Source organism: Streptomyces thermolilacinus SPC6 (genome assembly GCF_000478605.2).
GTDB lineage: Bacteria > Actinomycetota > Actinomycetes > Streptomycetales > Streptomycetaceae > Streptomyces > Streptomyces thermolilacinus.
Window position 1 is genome coordinate 1,363,249 of record NZ_ASHX02000001.1, and the last position, 15,362, is coordinate 1,378,610.

Annotated in this window: 12 protein-coding genes and 2 pseudogenes; 3 read left to right on the forward strand and 11 right to left on the reverse strand. The window is 68.7% G+C overall.

The window, feature by feature from the left end:
* Positions 1 to 101: 101 nt before the first annotated feature.
* From J116_RS05525 to J116_RS05540, 4 genes are all read right to left on the reverse strand, one after another.
* A complete protein-coding gene (locus J116_RS05525) occupies positions 102 to 1,346 on the reverse strand; it encodes an NAD(P)/FAD-dependent oxidoreductase (RefSeq protein ID WP_023586094.1) in 1,245 nt (414 codons plus the stop codon).
* A 707-nt stretch (positions 1,347 to 2,053) separates the two neighbouring features.
* Entirely contained in the window at positions 2,054 to 3,076 is a 1,023-nt protein-coding gene (locus tag J116_RS05530; RefSeq protein ID WP_023586095.1) for an ABC transporter substrate-binding protein, read from the reverse strand.
* A 14-nt stretch (positions 3,077 to 3,090) separates the two neighbouring features.
* A complete protein-coding gene (locus J116_RS05535; protein WP_023586096.1) occupies positions 3,091 to 3,876 on the reverse strand; it encodes an ABC transporter ATP-binding protein in 786 nt (261 codons plus the stop codon).
* Complete coding sequence (locus tag J116_RS05540; protein WP_099048212.1) at positions 3,876 to 4,979, reverse strand: FecCD family ABC transporter permease; 1,104 nt, start codon at positions 4,977 to 4,979, stop codon at positions 3,876 to 3,878. The genes J116_RS05535 and J116_RS05540 overlap by 1 nt, the downstream gene beginning before the upstream one ends.
* A 1,323-nt stretch (positions 4,980 to 6,302) precedes the next feature.
* On the opposite strand from J116_RS05540, the gene J116_RS05550 reads away from it, so the two are divergent.
* A complete protein-coding gene (locus tag J116_RS05550) occupies positions 6,303 to 7,541 on the forward strand; it encodes a PP2C family protein-serine/threonine phosphatase (protein ID WP_023586099.1) in 1,239 nt (412 codons plus the stop codon).
* A 76-nt stretch (positions 7,542 to 7,617) separates the two neighbouring features.
* On the opposite strand, the gene J116_RS30070 is transcribed toward J116_RS05550, so the two are convergent.
* The 6 genes and pseudogenes from J116_RS30070 to J116_RS05570 all read right to left on the reverse strand — a co-directional run bounded on the left by J116_RS30070 (position 7,618) and on the right by J116_RS05570 (position 11,655).
* On the reverse strand, positions 7,618 to 7,782 hold the full coding sequence (locus tag J116_RS30070) for a hypothetical protein (protein WP_023586100.1): 165 nt from the start codon (positions 7,780 to 7,782) through the stop codon (positions 7,618 to 7,620).
* Positions 7,783 to 7,818: 36 nt separating this feature from the next.
* Complete coding sequence (locus tag J116_RS05555; protein WP_023586101.1) at positions 7,819 to 8,175, reverse strand: PRC-barrel domain-containing protein; 357 nt, start codon at positions 8,173 to 8,175, stop codon at positions 7,819 to 7,821.
* A gap of 232 nt (positions 8,176 to 8,407) precedes the next feature.
* Positions 8,408 to 9,238 (reverse strand): PAQR family membrane homeostasis protein TrhA, encoded by an 831-nt coding sequence (gene trhA / locus J116_RS05560; RefSeq protein ID WP_235617316.1) that lies wholly within the window; start codon positions 9,236 to 9,238, stop codon positions 8,408 to 8,410.
* 52 nt (positions 9,239 to 9,290) lie between these two features.
* Positions 9,291 to 9,390: pseudogene (locus tag J116_RS31570) on the reverse strand (SCO5918 family protein); the annotation flags it as partial.
* 221 nt (positions 9,391 to 9,611) lie between these two features.
* Positions 9,612 to 11,105, reverse strand: coding sequence for a DEAD/DEAH box helicase (locus J116_RS05565; RefSeq protein WP_023586104.1), 1,494 nt, complete (start codon positions 11,103 to 11,105; stop codon positions 9,612 to 9,614).
* 346 nt (positions 11,106 to 11,451) lie between these two features.
* On the reverse strand, positions 11,452 to 11,655 hold the full coding sequence (locus tag J116_RS05570) for a cold-shock protein (protein ID WP_023586105.1): 204 nt from the start codon (positions 11,653 to 11,655) through the stop codon (positions 11,452 to 11,454).
* A gap of 724 nt (positions 11,656 to 12,379) precedes the next feature.
* Between J116_RS05570 and J116_RS05575 the strand changes: the two genes are divergently transcribed.
* Together J116_RS05575 and J116_RS28320 are read left to right on the forward strand one after the other, a co-directional pair.
* The gene (locus J116_RS05575; RefSeq protein WP_023586106.1) at positions 12,380 to 12,928 is read left to right on the forward strand and encodes a tellurite resistance TerB family protein; all 549 of its coding nucleotides are present in this window, start codon (positions 12,380 to 12,382) and stop codon (positions 12,926 to 12,928) included.
* A gap of 580 nt (positions 12,929 to 13,508) precedes the next feature.
* Positions 13,509 to 13,954: pseudogene (locus J116_RS28320) on the forward strand (transposase); the annotation flags it as partial.
* On the opposite strand, the gene J116_RS31470 reads toward J116_RS28320, so the two are convergent.
* Positions 13,935 to 14,756 (reverse strand): DUF6375 family protein, encoded by an 822-nt coding sequence (locus J116_RS31470; protein ID WP_394331501.1) that lies wholly within the window; start codon positions 14,754 to 14,756, stop codon positions 13,935 to 13,937. The pseudogene J116_RS28320 and the gene J116_RS31470 overlap by 20 nt on opposite strands.
* Between the last annotated feature and the right edge of the window lie 606 nt (positions 14,757 to 15,362).

The following is a 15,362-nucleotide window of genomic DNA, read 5'->3' on the forward strand; positions in this document are numbered from 1 at the left end:
CGAGCGCTAAGGGCACGCTCGGCGCTCGGCTCTCGGCGCCCTGACGGAGATGTACCGCTCCGGAAACCGGGAGGGTTCCGGAGGGAGAGCCGCGGGCGCGGTCAGCCGGCCGGGTCGTAGATCCGCTCGTCCTGCGGCACGCCGGCGGCGTCGTAGAGCCGCTCCAGGGCGTCAGGCGCGTAGATCTCGTAGTCCGGGACGATGCCGCCGATCAGACCGAGCATCTTGTCGGTCCACTCCTGGGACTTGCTCATCGCGCTCATCGTCGCCTTGAAGAACGGCGGCAGTTCGGTGAGCTCGCCGAGCGTCGTCGTGAAGTCGTAGACGCCGGCGCTCTCCTCGTCGCGGAGCTTGTTGTACTCGGCCAGCGCCTCCTCCATCGGGCGTTCGCCCGCGAGGCCCTGGTGGATGCGCTCGGCGAGCAGCTCGCCGTGCAGGAAGGAGTCCGTGATGCCCCAGCCGGTGTAGGGGTCCTTGTGGTAGCCGGCGTCACCGACCAGCGCCCAGCCGGGGCCGTACGCGCGGCGGTAGTAGTTGTCCGGGTAGCGCATGGGACGGAAGTCCTCCACGCGGCGGCCCTGGTCGCGGAGCTGCTCGCCCATCTCCGGGGAGACGTCGTCGATCACGGCCTGGAAGTTGGCCTCGACGTCCTGGCGGAACTCCTTGAGGTGACGCTTGGTGCAGATGATGGCGACCATGTTCAGGTCGTCGTTGGTCGGCCAGGTGCCGAACCACTTCTCGTTGAAGCCGTTCTTGTGGTGCAGACCCCACGACTCGAGACCGCTGTAGTACGAGTAGTAGATGAAGCCGGCGGCGGGGCGCACGTTGTACAGCTCCGCTCCCACCTTCTTGGCGACGGTGGAGTGGAAGCCGTCGGCACCGACGACGACCGTCGCGCGGATCTCGCGCTCGGGGCCGTCCCCTTCGCGCCCCCGGATACCCGTGACACGGCCGTCGGAGACCACCACGTCGGTGACGGTGAACCCTTCGACGACCTCGGCGCCGGCCCTGCGGGCGGCGTTGACGAGTATCTCGTCCAGCACGGTCCGGCGGGGACAGTAGACGGCGTCCACGCCGTCGACGGGCTCCGCGAAGCCGTTGAGGTGGATGCCCCGGTACGAGTAGTGCATCTTGCGGAGCGCGGGCGTCTTGGCCGCGATGATCTCGTCGAGCAGGCCCCACTCCTTGAGTCGCAGCAGGCCGGCCTGGTGAATGTAGTGGGTCGACACCGAGTCGCTCGGGAAGGAGGCCCGGTCCACCACGAGAACCCGGTGCCCCTGCCGTGCCAGAAGCATGGCCAGAGGCGATCCCGCGCAGCGGCCACCCACAACAACGACGTCGTACATACGGTCCCCCGCTTGGTCGGTTTCGCATCCGACAGCAGGTCAGGCTGCCGGATGGGCGCGATACGGAGGCTAAGCAAAGGGGCAGATCCAGGTCAAGCATTGGTCACAAGAAGGCAATGCGAGAGGGTGGCAATTTCGCCAACTGAATGAATAATTCCACCTCCGAATGTCGGTTTATGCCCGATTTGACCACGACTTACACGCCGCGAATGTCAGCTGCGACACCACCCTCGTGAAGGAAAAGAACAAGCCATTCCGTTTATCGAAAATCAGATGCCCAATGAAGCGGAACCATCCCGTACGGCGGCGTTGCCCTTATCGAAGATCAGGCGATGCCGGTGGTTAACCTCTGAACGTCACCCTTGCTTCCGGCGGGCCTGACGAAGGAGCCGCTGCCGCCCCTCGGGGCGCGCGGCGGTGGGGCGGAGTCTGTCCGCGACGGTATGCCGGGCGACGGCTGCTCCCCCAGCGTCTGCGTCGTGCGCGCCTGCGGCTCACCGATCGAACTGCCGAGGAAGCCGAAGGTCCCCCTGGACCAGGCCGCCCCGCGCGACCGGACTCGGGTTTGACCAGCCCAGCCCAGCCCAGCGCAGCGGGAAAGGGTCCCCGGTGCAGCGGCGACGTGGGTACGCCAGGAGGGACCGCCACGAGGGACGGCTGAAGCTCTTGCGGCTTCCCCCATGCCCCTCCTGAAAGCCCCCGTCAGATCACGAAGCGAAGCGCCTCAGCTCAGCGGCGAGTCGGGCGATGGCCGCGGGGTTGCGCGGGCTCTCCACCAGCTCCGCGTAGTCGAGAACGACGATCCGGTCGTTCTTGACCGCCGAGACACCGGCGAGCGGGGGGTAGGACTTCAGGAACCTCCGCTTCTCCTCCGCGGTGGTGTCACCGTAGTCGTTGATCACGATCACCTCGGGGTCACGCGCGACCACGGTCTCCCAGCCCACCGTCGCCCAGCTGTCCCTGAGGTCCTTCATGACGTGATCGCCACCCGCCTTGGTGATGATGTCGTGCGGCCCGGCGTACAGACCCGAGGTCAGCGGCTTGTCCTGCCCGGCGTCGTAGAGGAAGACACGCGGACGGTCAGCGCCCTTGAGTGCCTTCGCCTGCGCCTCGGCGACCTGCTTCTGGAAGCCCGCGACGAGGGTCTCGGCACGGTCCTCCACGTCGAAGATCTCGCCCAGGTTCCGCAGGTCGGTGTAGAGCGCTTCGAGCGGCGGCATCACCCCGCGCGCCTTTCCCTGCCCGTTGCGACACGATTCGCTCAGCAGGTACGAGTCGACGCCCACCCGCTCCAGTTCGGTGGGGCTGAAGCCCTCCCCCTCGTTGAAGCCGTAGTTCCAGCCCGCGAAGACCAGGTCGGCGCGGGCGTCGAGGACCAGCTCCTTGTTGATCGTCTTCTTCGAGAGCCACTTCGTCTTCCGGTAGGCGTCCTTCCACGGAACGGACGTGAGGTCGCCCCGGTCGTCGGGCATGACATAGCCCGCCATACGGTCCTCGAGACCGAGCGCGAACATGATCTCGGTGATGCCGACGTCATTGGTGACCACGCGCTGTGGCGCCTTGTCGTAGGTCTTCTTCTGGCCGCAGTTCTCGACGGTCACCGGATAGTGGCCGCCGCGTGCCCTGGCATCACCACCCTCCCCTTCCCCGGAGGTGACCTCCGCGCCGCATCCGGTGAGCACCAGGGCGGCAGCGAGTGCGAGTACGGCGGGACGTACGAGGTTCGGCATGATCCGGTGGCTCCTCAAGATGCGGTCCGGGTGGGCGGAAGACGGTCAAAGAGCAGCTGTACGGCGCCGGACTCCGGATGCGGTACGCGGTACGCCCGTACGCCGAAGACCTCGGCCAGCAGCTCGGGCGTGAGCACGTCGTACGGAGCGCCCGAGGCGACGATCCGGCCGCTGTCGATGACGTGGAGCAGGTCGCAGTGGAGCGCGGCGAGGTTGAGGTCGTGCAGTGCGGTGAGCACCGTCAGCCCACTGCCGCGCACCAGGGCCAGAACCTCCAGCTGCTGGGCGATGTCCAGGTGGTTGGTGGGCTCGTCGAGCACGAGTACTTGAGGCTGCTGGGCGAGCGCGCGGGCGATCAGGACCCGCTGCTTCTCGCCGCCCGACAGGGTGAGGAAGCCGCGGTCGGCGAGGTGGTCGGCACCGACCCTCGCCAGCGCGGCCTCGCACGCCTTCCGGTCTTCGTCGGTGGTCCGGGCCACCGACCGCTGGTGCGGGAGCCGCCCCATCGCCACGACCTCGGCGACCGTGAAGTCGAACTCGGTGACCGCTTCCTGGGGCAGGGCGGCCAGCCGACGGGCGCCCTCGCGCGCGCTCAGGGAGTGCAGGTCCTCACCGCCGAGCCGGATCGCACCCGCCGAGGGGCGCAGGGCACGGTAGACGCAGCGCAACAGCGTGGACTTCCCGCTGCCGTTGGGCCCGACGAGCCCGACGACCTGCCCGCTGTCCACGCGCAGTGTGACCTCCTCGACCAGCCGCGCCCCGGCGGCCTCGACCGTCACCGCGTCGACGTCCACACGCATCACGCGCCTCCGAAGGTGTAGGAGCGGCGGCGCATCAGCAGGACGAAGCACGGCACGCCGATGACGGCGGTCAGCACGCCCACCGGCAGCTCGACGGGCGCGAGCACGACACGCGACAGGATGTCGACCCAGATCAGCATGACGGCGCCCGCGAGCGGGGCCACGGCCAGCAGTCGGCGATGGTCCGCGCCGACCAGCATCCGCGCGGCGTGCGGAACCATCAGGCCGACGAAACCGATCGCTCCGCTCACCGCGACCACGGCCGCCGTGACGGCGGCGCAGACCAGGAACAGCTCCTTGCGCAGCCTGCCCGCGTCCACCCCCAGCGCGGCCGCGGTCTCATCACCCATGGCGAGGGCGTTCAGGCGACGTGCCGACACAGTGAGGTGGGCCAGGCCGGCGAGCACGGCTCCCGCGGCGATCGGCACGGAGGCCCAGCTGGCTCCGCCGAGGCTCCCGAGCAGCCACATCATCGCGGAGCGAGCCGCCTCGCCGCGTTCGGCCGCGAACACCATGAACGTGGTGACGGCGGAGAAGCCGTAGTACATCACGCTCCCCGTCAGGACGAGTCGCAGCGGGGTCAGTCCATGGGAGGTACGGGCGATCGCGTACACCAACGCCATGGCGAGGAGCGCGGAGAGGAAGGCCGCCGTGGACAGCGCCCAGAGGCCGAGAGAGCCGAAGGCGCCGAAGAGGAGGACGGCGTTGGCGCCGACGGCCGCGCCCGAGGAGATGCCGAGGACGAACGGGTCGGCGAGGGCGTTGCGGACCATGGCCTGCACGGCGACGCCGATGGCCGACAGACCGGCTCCGACGACCGCGGCCAGCACGGCGCGTGGGAAGCGCAGTTCCCACACGATGGTGTAAGCCGGGACTTCGTCAGGGGATATGGGCCCGCCTGTCAGCCCGGCCCACAGATAGCGCAGCACCTCGCCCCAGGAGAGCCCTGACGCCCCGATCCCGGCCCCGCAGACGAGGGAGAGCAGGAGCGCGGCGCCCAGAGCGGCAACGAGGAGCGGAAGTGACACGCGCTTGGGCGGCGCGGGACCGGCCCCGGCGCGGGCCGTGTGCGGCGGCGCGGCCGGTTTGTGTTCGAGGGGTATGGCCACGGGCGGTTCACCTTCGCCTCGGGCCGTGCACCTACGTCACCAAAGGAGCGGCCCGGGCGCGGTGGCGCCCTGCGCAGCGCCCTCTCGCAGTCCACGGCGAATCGACAGGAGCCTTCACCACCGCGGGTAATCGGGCTTGCGGGGCCGCGTGTTGAGCTCCGCCTACCGTTGCGGGTCAGCGCCGGACTTCGACCGGACTTCCCCCGCGGGGCGCTTGCAGCATAGCGGGTACGGCCGGGCGCCCTTCAGCACCGAAAGGCTGCCAACCCGCGGGTGGCCGGGGGTCCATGGGCCGCGGTCCAGTACGTCGGACACCCGAAGCGCCAAGCAGCCGTCCTGGCCGCAGACGGCCCAGCGCTCACGAGCGGTCCGACGGCGGCGGCCAGGCCATCCACCAAGGCGACCGCCCCACCCGGACCACGGCCGACGGCCCTGGGTGACGCCCCCGTGAGCGCCGTGCACCAGCCAGGACCTCACCCGCACCCGCATAGGGGCGCCCCGACGAATCGTCAGGTCAGGAGCCCTTCGCCACCGGCCCAAGGATCGCCACGCACTCCACGTGGTGGGTCATCGGACATACGTCACATTCCGTGCGAGATAGAGAAACACCAGGTCAGACGGTATCCTTTCGACCCAAGAAGGGTGCGTCAGGGCCTCCGAGCGTCAAACGAGCGTCACGGCCGAAAGTCAAATTCGCGTTCGGCGAGAAGCGGGGACGGCAGTGGCTGGCACTCCTGCCCGGTCCGGAGCGCGTGTGCCCGCGCCGGACCTTCGTGGAGCAGAGTATCGAGCCTGACCCGCAGGTACGGCCAGCGCACCGACCGCTGCATTCGACCTTGGCTACTGTCGGCCTCGCCCTGGCCGGCCGAACCGACGCCAGGGCGATCGAGTCGATGTCGAGCGCCCAGCCGCCCGCGTTCGCGAACGACACGGTGCTCGCCCCTTTGCCCAGAGTGACCGGGACGGCGACGGTCCAGTAGTCGTTCCCGCCCCAGATGTTCTCGAAGGTGACCCGCCGGGTGGTCGGCCCGGCGTCGTGTCGGCGGTGCGGGACGTGACGCCGGTGTTGTACTGATGCACAAAGCGCTCGACATGAGCCGGGCCGTTTGATGCGCGGCTGGCCGACAGGCGCATCCGTTCAGCGGCTCTGTGGTGCAATGACGTCTGCCCGGCACCGGGCTCGGCCCCTTGCGTACCCGGGCCGGGGCCCTGAACACCAGCGAGCAGCGAGGAGTCACCGTGACCGCATGCGGTCCTGACGGGGACGGTGGGCCCACCGATCGTATTCCCGAGATCGAGGATGGCCGGAGCAGGTCGATGACCTTGGCCGGGACACTGGCGGCGGCGGAGACCGCGGCGCCCGTGGAGTCGCTCGACGTTGTCGCGCGCATGCTCAAGGAGCAGCTCGGGGCCGCGTCGGTGTCGTTCCTCATCACCGACTTCACCGGTGGGTCGGTCGTGCGGCTGGGTGCGGCGGGCAGCGTCGACACCGATGAACCCGCCCGGCGCATCACGCTGCGGGGCACCCTGTACGACGACGTGATCCGTACCCAGCGCCCGGGCGTGGAGGACACGGGCGAGGGCGCGCTGGTGCGGGTCGTCGCCCCGGTGACCAACCGCGGGGACGCCATCGGGGTCCTCGAACTGTTCCTGCCGGCTGCGCCGGACGCGGAGGCGATGCGGGAGATCGGCGAGACCGCGCACGCCCTGGCGTACATCGTCATCGCGAACCGGTCCTTCACCGACGTGTACCAGTGGGGCCGCCGGACCAAGCCGCTGAGCCTGGCCGCGGAGATCCAGCACCGGTTGCTCCCGGCGTCGCTGGCGTGCGAGGCGGCGCAGTTCGCGGTGGCCGGGGCGCTGGAGCCGGCCGACCACGTCGGGGGTGACACCTTCGACTACGTCATCGACCGGGACACGGTCCAGCTCTCCGTCACCGATGCCATGGGGCACGACGTCGAGGCCGCGCTGCTGGCCACTCTCCTGGTGGGCGCCCTGCGCCGGGCACGGCGGGCCGGTGCCGACCTCGCCGAACAAGCCCGCCAGGCCGACCAGGCCATGCGCGAGCACGGCCGCCACGGCTACGTCACCGGCCAGCTCCTGCGCATCAGCCTGATCGACGGCAGGACCGAGTTCATCAACGCCGGACACCCATGGCCGCTGCGGATGCGGAACGGACAGGTACAGGAGATCACTCCGAAGGTCGATATGCCGTTCGGCTTCCACACCCCTCGCACCTACCGGGTCCAGTCGCTGGACCTACGGCCGGGTGACCGGCTGGTGATGCTGACCGACGGCATGCTGGAGCGCAACGCCAACAGCCTCGATCTCTCCAACCTCATCGTGCGCACCCGAGCGCTGCATCCCCGCGAGGCCGCCCGCACCCTCATCGCGGCAATCATCGACGCCAACGACGGCCATCTGCAGGATGACGCGACCGTCATGTGCCTGGACTGGCACGGCACCGGCCACTCCCGGCGGGACGCCGACACCGGAGCCGACCTCGCCGACGCCTCCGCCCCGTCGCAGAAGGGGCGGACCACCCCCGGGCAATGACTCGAGGACCACTCCGGTAGCCCGCTTGAGCGGCGTTCGGGCGGGCGAGCGGGGTGCTTGGCCCCGGGTGACGACGTCACCGGGGCAGGCGCCTGCGGCGGCCCAGGCGCAGGCCGAGGAGGACGAAGTCGGCGACCAGAACCACCACACCGATGACCAGCAGGTAGAACAGGCCCTTCGCCACGAATCCGATGACGCCGAGCACGATGGCCACGATGACCAGCAGGAGGAAGAGAGCCATCCGTGTCACCTCATGGTGGGGGAGGTTGGTGGGGCATCAGCGGCGGGCGAGGCGACGTTCGCCGCCCGCACCCGTTCGGTAGGCGAGTTCGTAGTGCGCGAAGACGGTCTCCTCGTCCTCCGCGAGCAGTTCGCCGTCCGTGCCGATCGAGGGCGCTTCCTTGACCTGCTTCTTGTCGTAGGCGACCTTCAGATAGTCGGGACCTACCGTCGCGCCGCCCAAGGGGACGAACACCAGCCGGTGGCGGGTCGGCAGGCCAACCGTGACCGTCGCGAACACGGACTGGTCTGTGGCCGTGTCGACGTAGAGCGCCTCCAGGACGCCGATCTTGTGCCCTTCGTGATCCACCACATTGTGGCCACGCCACTGCCTGATGTCTTCCGCCTCGAACACCGGGTCCCCCCTCTGTCACAGTCAGCTGAAGACCGCCATCTCGTCTTCCCCTCGCTCCTCCCTCCTTACCTGCCTACGGGACGTCACACCCTGGAGAGCGAGCCCACTTGCAGGCCGGAGGGACGGACGGCCCTTCGTGCGTGGCGCGGTGCCTCGGCGGTCGCCCGGTCCGTCGCGGATTGGCGCGCGGCTACGTGGGGGACGAGCGGCGCGCGCCGGAGCGCCGGCGCGATCAGTACGCGGCCAGGGAAATGGCAATGTAGTGCGCGGTGAAAGCCGCCACGGTCAGGGCGTGGAACACCTCGTGGAAACCGAACCAGCGGGGCGAGGGGTCAGGGCGCTGGAGAGCGTAGACGACCGCGCCCGCGCTGTAGAGGAGACCGCCGGCCACGATCAGGACGAGTACGGCAGCTCCGCCGGTGTGCAGGAAGTCGGGCAGGTAGTACACCGGCGCCCACCCCAAGGCCAGGTAACACGGGGTGTACAGCCAGCGCGGAGCTCCAACCCAAAGAACCCGGAACGCGATGCCGGCCAACGCACCCGCCCACACGATCCACAGCAGCAAGGACCGCTGATCCGGCGAGAGGAGGAGCACGGCCAGGGGGGTACAGGTGCCGGCGATGATCAGGAAGATGTTGACATGGTCGAGGCGCCGCAGAAGAGCCTCACCGAGCGGCCCCCAGGTACCACGGTAGTAGATGGCGCTCGTTGTGAACAGCAGCCAGGCGGTGACCGAGTACACGGCGCAGGCCAAGGCCGCCTGCGGGGTGCGGGCCAGGCAGATGAGCACGATGCCTGCGATCAGTGCGGCAGGGACCATTCCGCCATGGAGCCAGCCGCGCAACCTCGGCTTGATCGGTTCGGCCACGTCGGCCGCCCGCTCCACCAGAGCAGCAACCGAGCTGCTCTCCTCCCCCGCATCGCCACCCTGTGATCCGCGGGGCAGCCCCTCTTCACGGCGTTCTCCACGCGCTGATGCGACGTCATCGCCTTCGGCCTCAGCGGCGTCGCGGGGCACGGCTTCCCGGCCTCCCTCGGTCTCCTGGGCGTCACTGGCAACCATGCGGTCATGCTAGGAGATCTCACCCGACAGCATGATGGGAGGTCGGGTGGACTTCTCGGGTGGACTTCGTCGGCGCTGAAGTCACGGCGGTCCTGGCGGGTGATGACCTGGCAGACTTGCCTGACGGGGTAGAGGCGGCGGCCGATGATCACGGGAGACCGGAAGGACCGGTGGTCGACCAGCCGACCCGTGTGTACGGCAGCCATGGCGGTCGGCGCCGCCTCAACGCTCATGTCGTCATAGACCCGCGGTCCGGCCGCGCCCGTGACCTCAACACCACTTCTCTCCGCACGGGATCGGTGCTCGCCGGGCGGGCCGCATCTGAACCGGATGCCCTCGGCAGAGATGGGTCAGTTTCCTGATCCCGAAGGTTCTAGGCCGCCGCGTCGAGAACGGACTGGCGTACGGGCATGCGCTGGGTCGCCGAAGAGCGGCGGCGTCGGCCTCGGGAGGAGGCGTTGCGCTTGGGGCGTTCGACCACCGGTGCGGTGATGACGACCGGGATGCCGGACGGGGCCTGGGCGCCGGTGATCCGGCTCAGGGCCTCGTCGCCCGAGCGGACCTCGGTGGTCTGCGGCCGGATTCCGGCGTCCGACATGAGGCGGACCATGCCGCGACGCTGGTTCGGTGTGACGAGGGTGACGACGCTGCCGGACTCGCCGGCGCGGGCGGTACGGCCGCCGCGGTGGAGGTAGTCCTTGTGGTCGGTCGGCGGGTCGACATTGACGACCAGGTCGAGATTGTCGACGTGGATGCCGCGCGCCGCGACATTGGTCGCCACCAGCACGCTGACGTGCCCCGTCTTGAACTGCGCCAGGGTACGGGTGCGCTGCGGCTGCGACTTGCCGCCGTGCAGCGCGGCGGCCCGGACACCGCTGTTGAGCAGGTCCTGGGTCAGCCGGTCGACGGCGTGCTTGGTGTCCAGGAACATGATCACGCGGCCGTCGCGGGCGGCGATCTCGGTCGTGGCGGCATGCTTGTCAGCGCCGTGGACGTGCAGGACGTGGTGCTCCATCGTCGTGACCGCACCGGCCGACGGATCGACCGAATGCACGACGGGATCCGTCAGATACCGGCGCACCAGCAGGTCGACGTTACGGTCCAAGGTGGCGGAGAACAACATCCGCTGCCCCTCCGGACGCACCTGGTCGAGCAGCGCGGTGACCTGCGGCATGAACCCCATGTCAGCCATCTGATCGGCCTCGTCCAGCACCGTGATGCCCACCTGGTTCAGCCGGCAGTCACCACGGTCGATGAGGTCCTTGAGCCTGCCCGGGGTCGCGACGACGACCTCGGCCCCGCCTCGCAGCGCGCCTGCCTGCTTGCCGATGGACATCCCGCCCACGACCGTGGCCAGCCGCAGCCTGACGGAGCGGGCGTACGGGGTGAGCGCGTCGGTCACCTGCTGCGCCAGCTCACGCGTCGGTACGAGGATCAACCCCAGCGGCTGGCGGGGCTCAGCACGCTGTCCAGCGGTGCGGGCCAGCAGGGCGAGGCCGAACGCGAGGGTTTTGCCCGAGCCGGTGCGCCCACGGCCCAGGACGTCACGGCCCGCCAGGGAGTTCGGCAGCGTCGCGCCCTGGATCGGGAACGGCGCCGTCACGCCCTGGTTGCCGAGTTCGGCCAGTAGCTGCTGAGGCATGTCGAGATCGGCGAAGCCCTCGACGGCGGGCAGCGCGGGGGTGATCGTCCGAGGGAGCGCGAACTCACCCTGCGCTGCGACGGGCCGGCGGCCGTGACCGCCGGAACGGGCGGACCCACCGGAACGGCGCGGCGCCGGCGAGCCGAAGCGGCTGCCGGTCCTTCCGGCGTCGGCACTGCCATTACGGGTGCGGGCGGAGCGGTCGTTCGTACGTGTGCGGTTCATGCGGAACCTTCCTCGATGTGGCACATATCAAGGAATTCCCGCAACGATGAGCCGCACGGAGAATTACGAGTATGGACCGATGCCAAAAGAAAGCACATCCGGCCGACGGAAATCCACGCGGGCTCAGGTGCTGAAATGGTGACGCGCTGGGGAGCGTAATCCGAGCGTAGACTGCGGTGCAGCTCCTCAGGATCGCCTGCATCCCTGCAAGGAGGCTGGGGAGCCGCGTGTGGTGAGACTGCGGATTCCTCCGCGTCGTCCCGCAGGTTGACCGCTGCGGGAAATACGTGCAGCTGGGGCCCGCACCCCGAAGGATGCGGGCCCCAGCTACAAGTCTGCGTCAGCGTTAGGCCGGAACGATGTTCTCGGCCGTCGGGCCCTTCTGGCCCTGCGCGATGTCGAAGGACACCTTCTGGCCTTCGAGCAGCTCACGGAAGCCCTGAGCGGCGATGTTCGAGTAGTGGGCGAACACGTCAGCGCCGCCACCATCCTGCTCGATAAAGCCGAAGCCCTTTTCCGCGTTGAACCATTTCACGGTACCAGCAGCCATGTCATATCTCCTATGGGGCAGTACATCGGAACCCGCACTGCGCGGATGCCGTGTCGCCGCGATGATCACCCCGCCGGAGAACACCGGAAATACAAAAGCGCTCTCACCGACAGAAGCCGAGTGAGCGCACTTGAAGTTTCGGGAACCACAACTGCAACTGAGATCGACAGTAGCACGCCGCAGCGGCCCCGTGCGCGTCGAACATTTCCACTCTGGCCGTGCTTCAATAACCCTCACCGCATGGTCGTTAAACTCTCCCCTCGCCGGCACAGGTATTGATGCACCGAGAGTGCAACGTTGCGGGAAGCTCTTGGTCTCGCCGGCCGCACACCGGTGGCTCCCGGGGCGCACCTACGTCGCAACCGTCCGCAAGGTCGCCCTTCAAGCCGACACGGCCGCGCGCCACCTCGTGAGAGCGTTTCACCCCCAGGCGGCACGACCAGCCCTCCCGCAACAAGGTGGTGTCCTCGGAGATCGCCACACGCACGGCATCTCCACATCGATCACGGCCGGGCTCTCGACGGAGTGGACCTGGCAGCGGTTCCCAGGTAACGGCAGTGACCCTTGTCTGCCAGACTTCCTCGCCCGGTTCCTTACCGCCTGGAAGCCTGCAAGGGGGCGACCGAGCGCGTTCTGCGGAACCTTTGCCTGCAGGCAGCCGTTGCTCAGGCGTACGCGCGAGCGGAATCGCGACCGACTCAGGGGAATACCGAGGGTGACGTCAATGGCGATGTGGGATCGACTCAAGGACCAGGCCCAGTCTCTGCAGCAGGCCCAGCGTGGGCGCGGTGAAACCCACGGACCGAGCCGCGGCGCAGGGTCCGGCGGTGGCCCACGCGCCCAGCTGGTAAGCGCATTGAAGACGCAGCTCGGGTCTCTCAAGACCGAGCTGAAGAGCGGTGCGTACCGCGACGCGAGCATGGCGATGTGCGCACTGGTCGCGGCTGCGGACGGGCATGTGGATCCGGCCGAGCGGCAGCACGTCGAGTCGCTGATCCTCAGCAATGAGGTGCTGCAGAATTTCCCGCCGGAGCAGTTGCGCCAGCGCTTCAACAAGCATGTGGACCAGCTGACTCACAACTTCCAGCAGGGCAAGGCCGAGGCGATGCAGGACATCGCCAAGACCGCCAAGAAGCCGACTGAGGCGAGGGCGGTGATCCAGACCGGCATCGTCATCGCCGGGGCCGACGGCGATGTCTCCCAGGCCGAGCGATTGATCCTCCGGGATGCCTGCGCAGCGTTGGGAGTGTCTCCCGCAGAGTTTCAGCTCTGATCTGTCCGCGGCCCGGATTGCAGGCGGCTGACGCAGGGTCACATCAGGGGAGCCGAACGGTCGGCATGCCGTCCGGTGGCCAGAATCGGCGCTCGGGAGGCCAAAGGGGATGCCGGGGGTTGGTCCATCACCGGGCGCCACCACCAGCCTCGACGATTGCATGACATGTCGCTGATACTCCACCGACAGCACCCGACAACTCGTTAAGAGACCCATCGTTGTTTCCTCCTTCGCATCCAGATCAAGACCGCCGGGCTGATTCCGGGATATCCGGTTTGATCGCATGAGCGTTGGCGGATCCCGACGGAAGCGAGCACGGTCCTTGTGGATCACGGAGTGCTCGACGTCCGTGATCCGAGTGGCAGACCATGCCTGCCGACGCATCACCGCTGGCTCCCTACCCTTGGCCAGCTCCACTCACAGGCGAGGCGACTGCCGACAGGTGCCCGGTCTGCCGGAGCGACTGACCCCGGTTCCCCACCCGTGCGATCCGCGCGGCGTGCGGCACGCGCTGGCCGTCGTACTCGCCCTCACGAATACGCCCACGCCCCGACGACCGGGCACGCACAAACCAACTTCCCAGCCCGGTGACGCACCCGCGTTCCCCGAGGTCATGGCCCGGTTACGGGTCCCGCGGCCGGTCGGACGGCCCCGGACCACCCCGGAGATGGTCCTGGCCGACAAGGCCTACTCGTCCCGGGCAATCCGGGCCTGTCTGCGGCGGCGCGGGATCCGGGCGGTGATCCCCCAGCCCTCCGGCCAGACCGCGAACCGCAAGCGGCGCGGCCGGCTCGGTGGCCGTCCCCGGCCCTCGACCGGGAGGCGTACAAGCGGCGCAACACGGTTGAGCGGTGCATCAACAGGCTCAAGCAGTGGCGCGGCCTGGCCACTCGGTACGACAAGACCGCCACCATCTACCTCGCCGGACTCCACATCGCCGCCATCTTCATCTGGTCGGCGAGAATGATCCGAAAGAACCTCGCCGGACTCCACATCGCCGCCATCTTCATCTGGTCGGCGAGATGATCCGAAAGAAACCGCCTAGCGCCTGCAGAGCCTCCATACGCTCCTCCGCTGCCTTAGCATCGATGACCGTCTGGAATCGGCCGATCAGAACCAGGCGCATCGAGTGCTCCGAGCCGTATCCGTTCCAGATCCTCATCGTGCCTCCCTCAGCGCCTGCACGGTTTCCATGATGGAGCCCCCGACTGACAGTCCGTGGGCGCATACGCGTGGGGGCGCAGGACGCCGGTCGCGTCGACGTGCATGTGCGCGTCGAGGGGGTGCTCGCCTGGGATGGCCTCCGCGGCGTGTAGCACGGCCTCCAGGCCGGTACGGGAAATCGCAAGCCGAACCCCGGTCCTGGCGGTCGCGGCCCACTCGACGAGGCGCTGCGCCTCGGCGTCGCTGATACCGGGGGTTGCCGCGGTCGGCTGCTCAGGTAGGAGCAGAAGTTCGGACGCGCCCACCTTGCCTGCGAACTCGGCGAGGTCATCCAGTTCGCCGACGGTGTCGGCGTTGATGACGGTGTTGATGCCGAACGGGGCGAGGGAGCCGAGCCGAGCAACCCGGCTGCCTGGACCACGGCCGCGAACGGTCGACCCCGGAGCCGCTCGTAGGTGGCTCCGATCCCGTCGACTGACAAACGGACGAAGTGCACGGCTCCGAGTGAGGACTTGACGAGTTTGGGTGTGAGCCGGTGCCCATGGGTCGTGAAGGTCACCGCCATGGACGTGGACTGGGTTACGTCCGAACACAGTTGGGCGAGGTACCGGTACGCGGCCGGTTCCCCCGCATCCAAAGCCGGCACCGAGGCACCCGGCGGCATCGAGTTCGACCGCCCATGCCAGCCCACGCTCCCTGTCGAGCACGGCGGCGTGCTTGGGCGCGTAGCAGTAGGCGCAGTGGAGCTCGCAGGCGTTGGTCAGCGCGACGGACAGGTACCGCGGAGCACGGGAGGATTTCTCAGCGGGAACAGGGACCTCGTCGCGCAGCACGTTCATCCCGGAGACGCGGTCGAACAGGCGAACGCCGACTGCGGATAGACGAATCTTGCGCCTCACCGGCAGTGTCATGCCACCGCTGTCGGTGACGCCGGGGCAGGGTCGGGCAAGCGCGTCGACATCGCGCGCGCACGCTGATCTCGCGACAACGCGAACAACTGGTCGGTGACCGGGCACCGGGGTCTCCTTAAGCCACGCAATGCCACGAACCGCGCGCGGTCGGCGAAGCGGCAGGCGTCTCTCGGCAACCAGGCACTCGACCAACTTCAGCGCCTTGAACCGTCGGGTAGGAGCGACCCGTCGTTCGCGGTACGTCGAACTGCGCGTTCGATCCGAAGCCGATCCGTCGCCTGCCGCCCTCCACCGGCGCCGGCTACCCAGCGGACACGTCCGAGGTGCCGTCACCCGCGAACGCCGGGCCGTCCCGATGA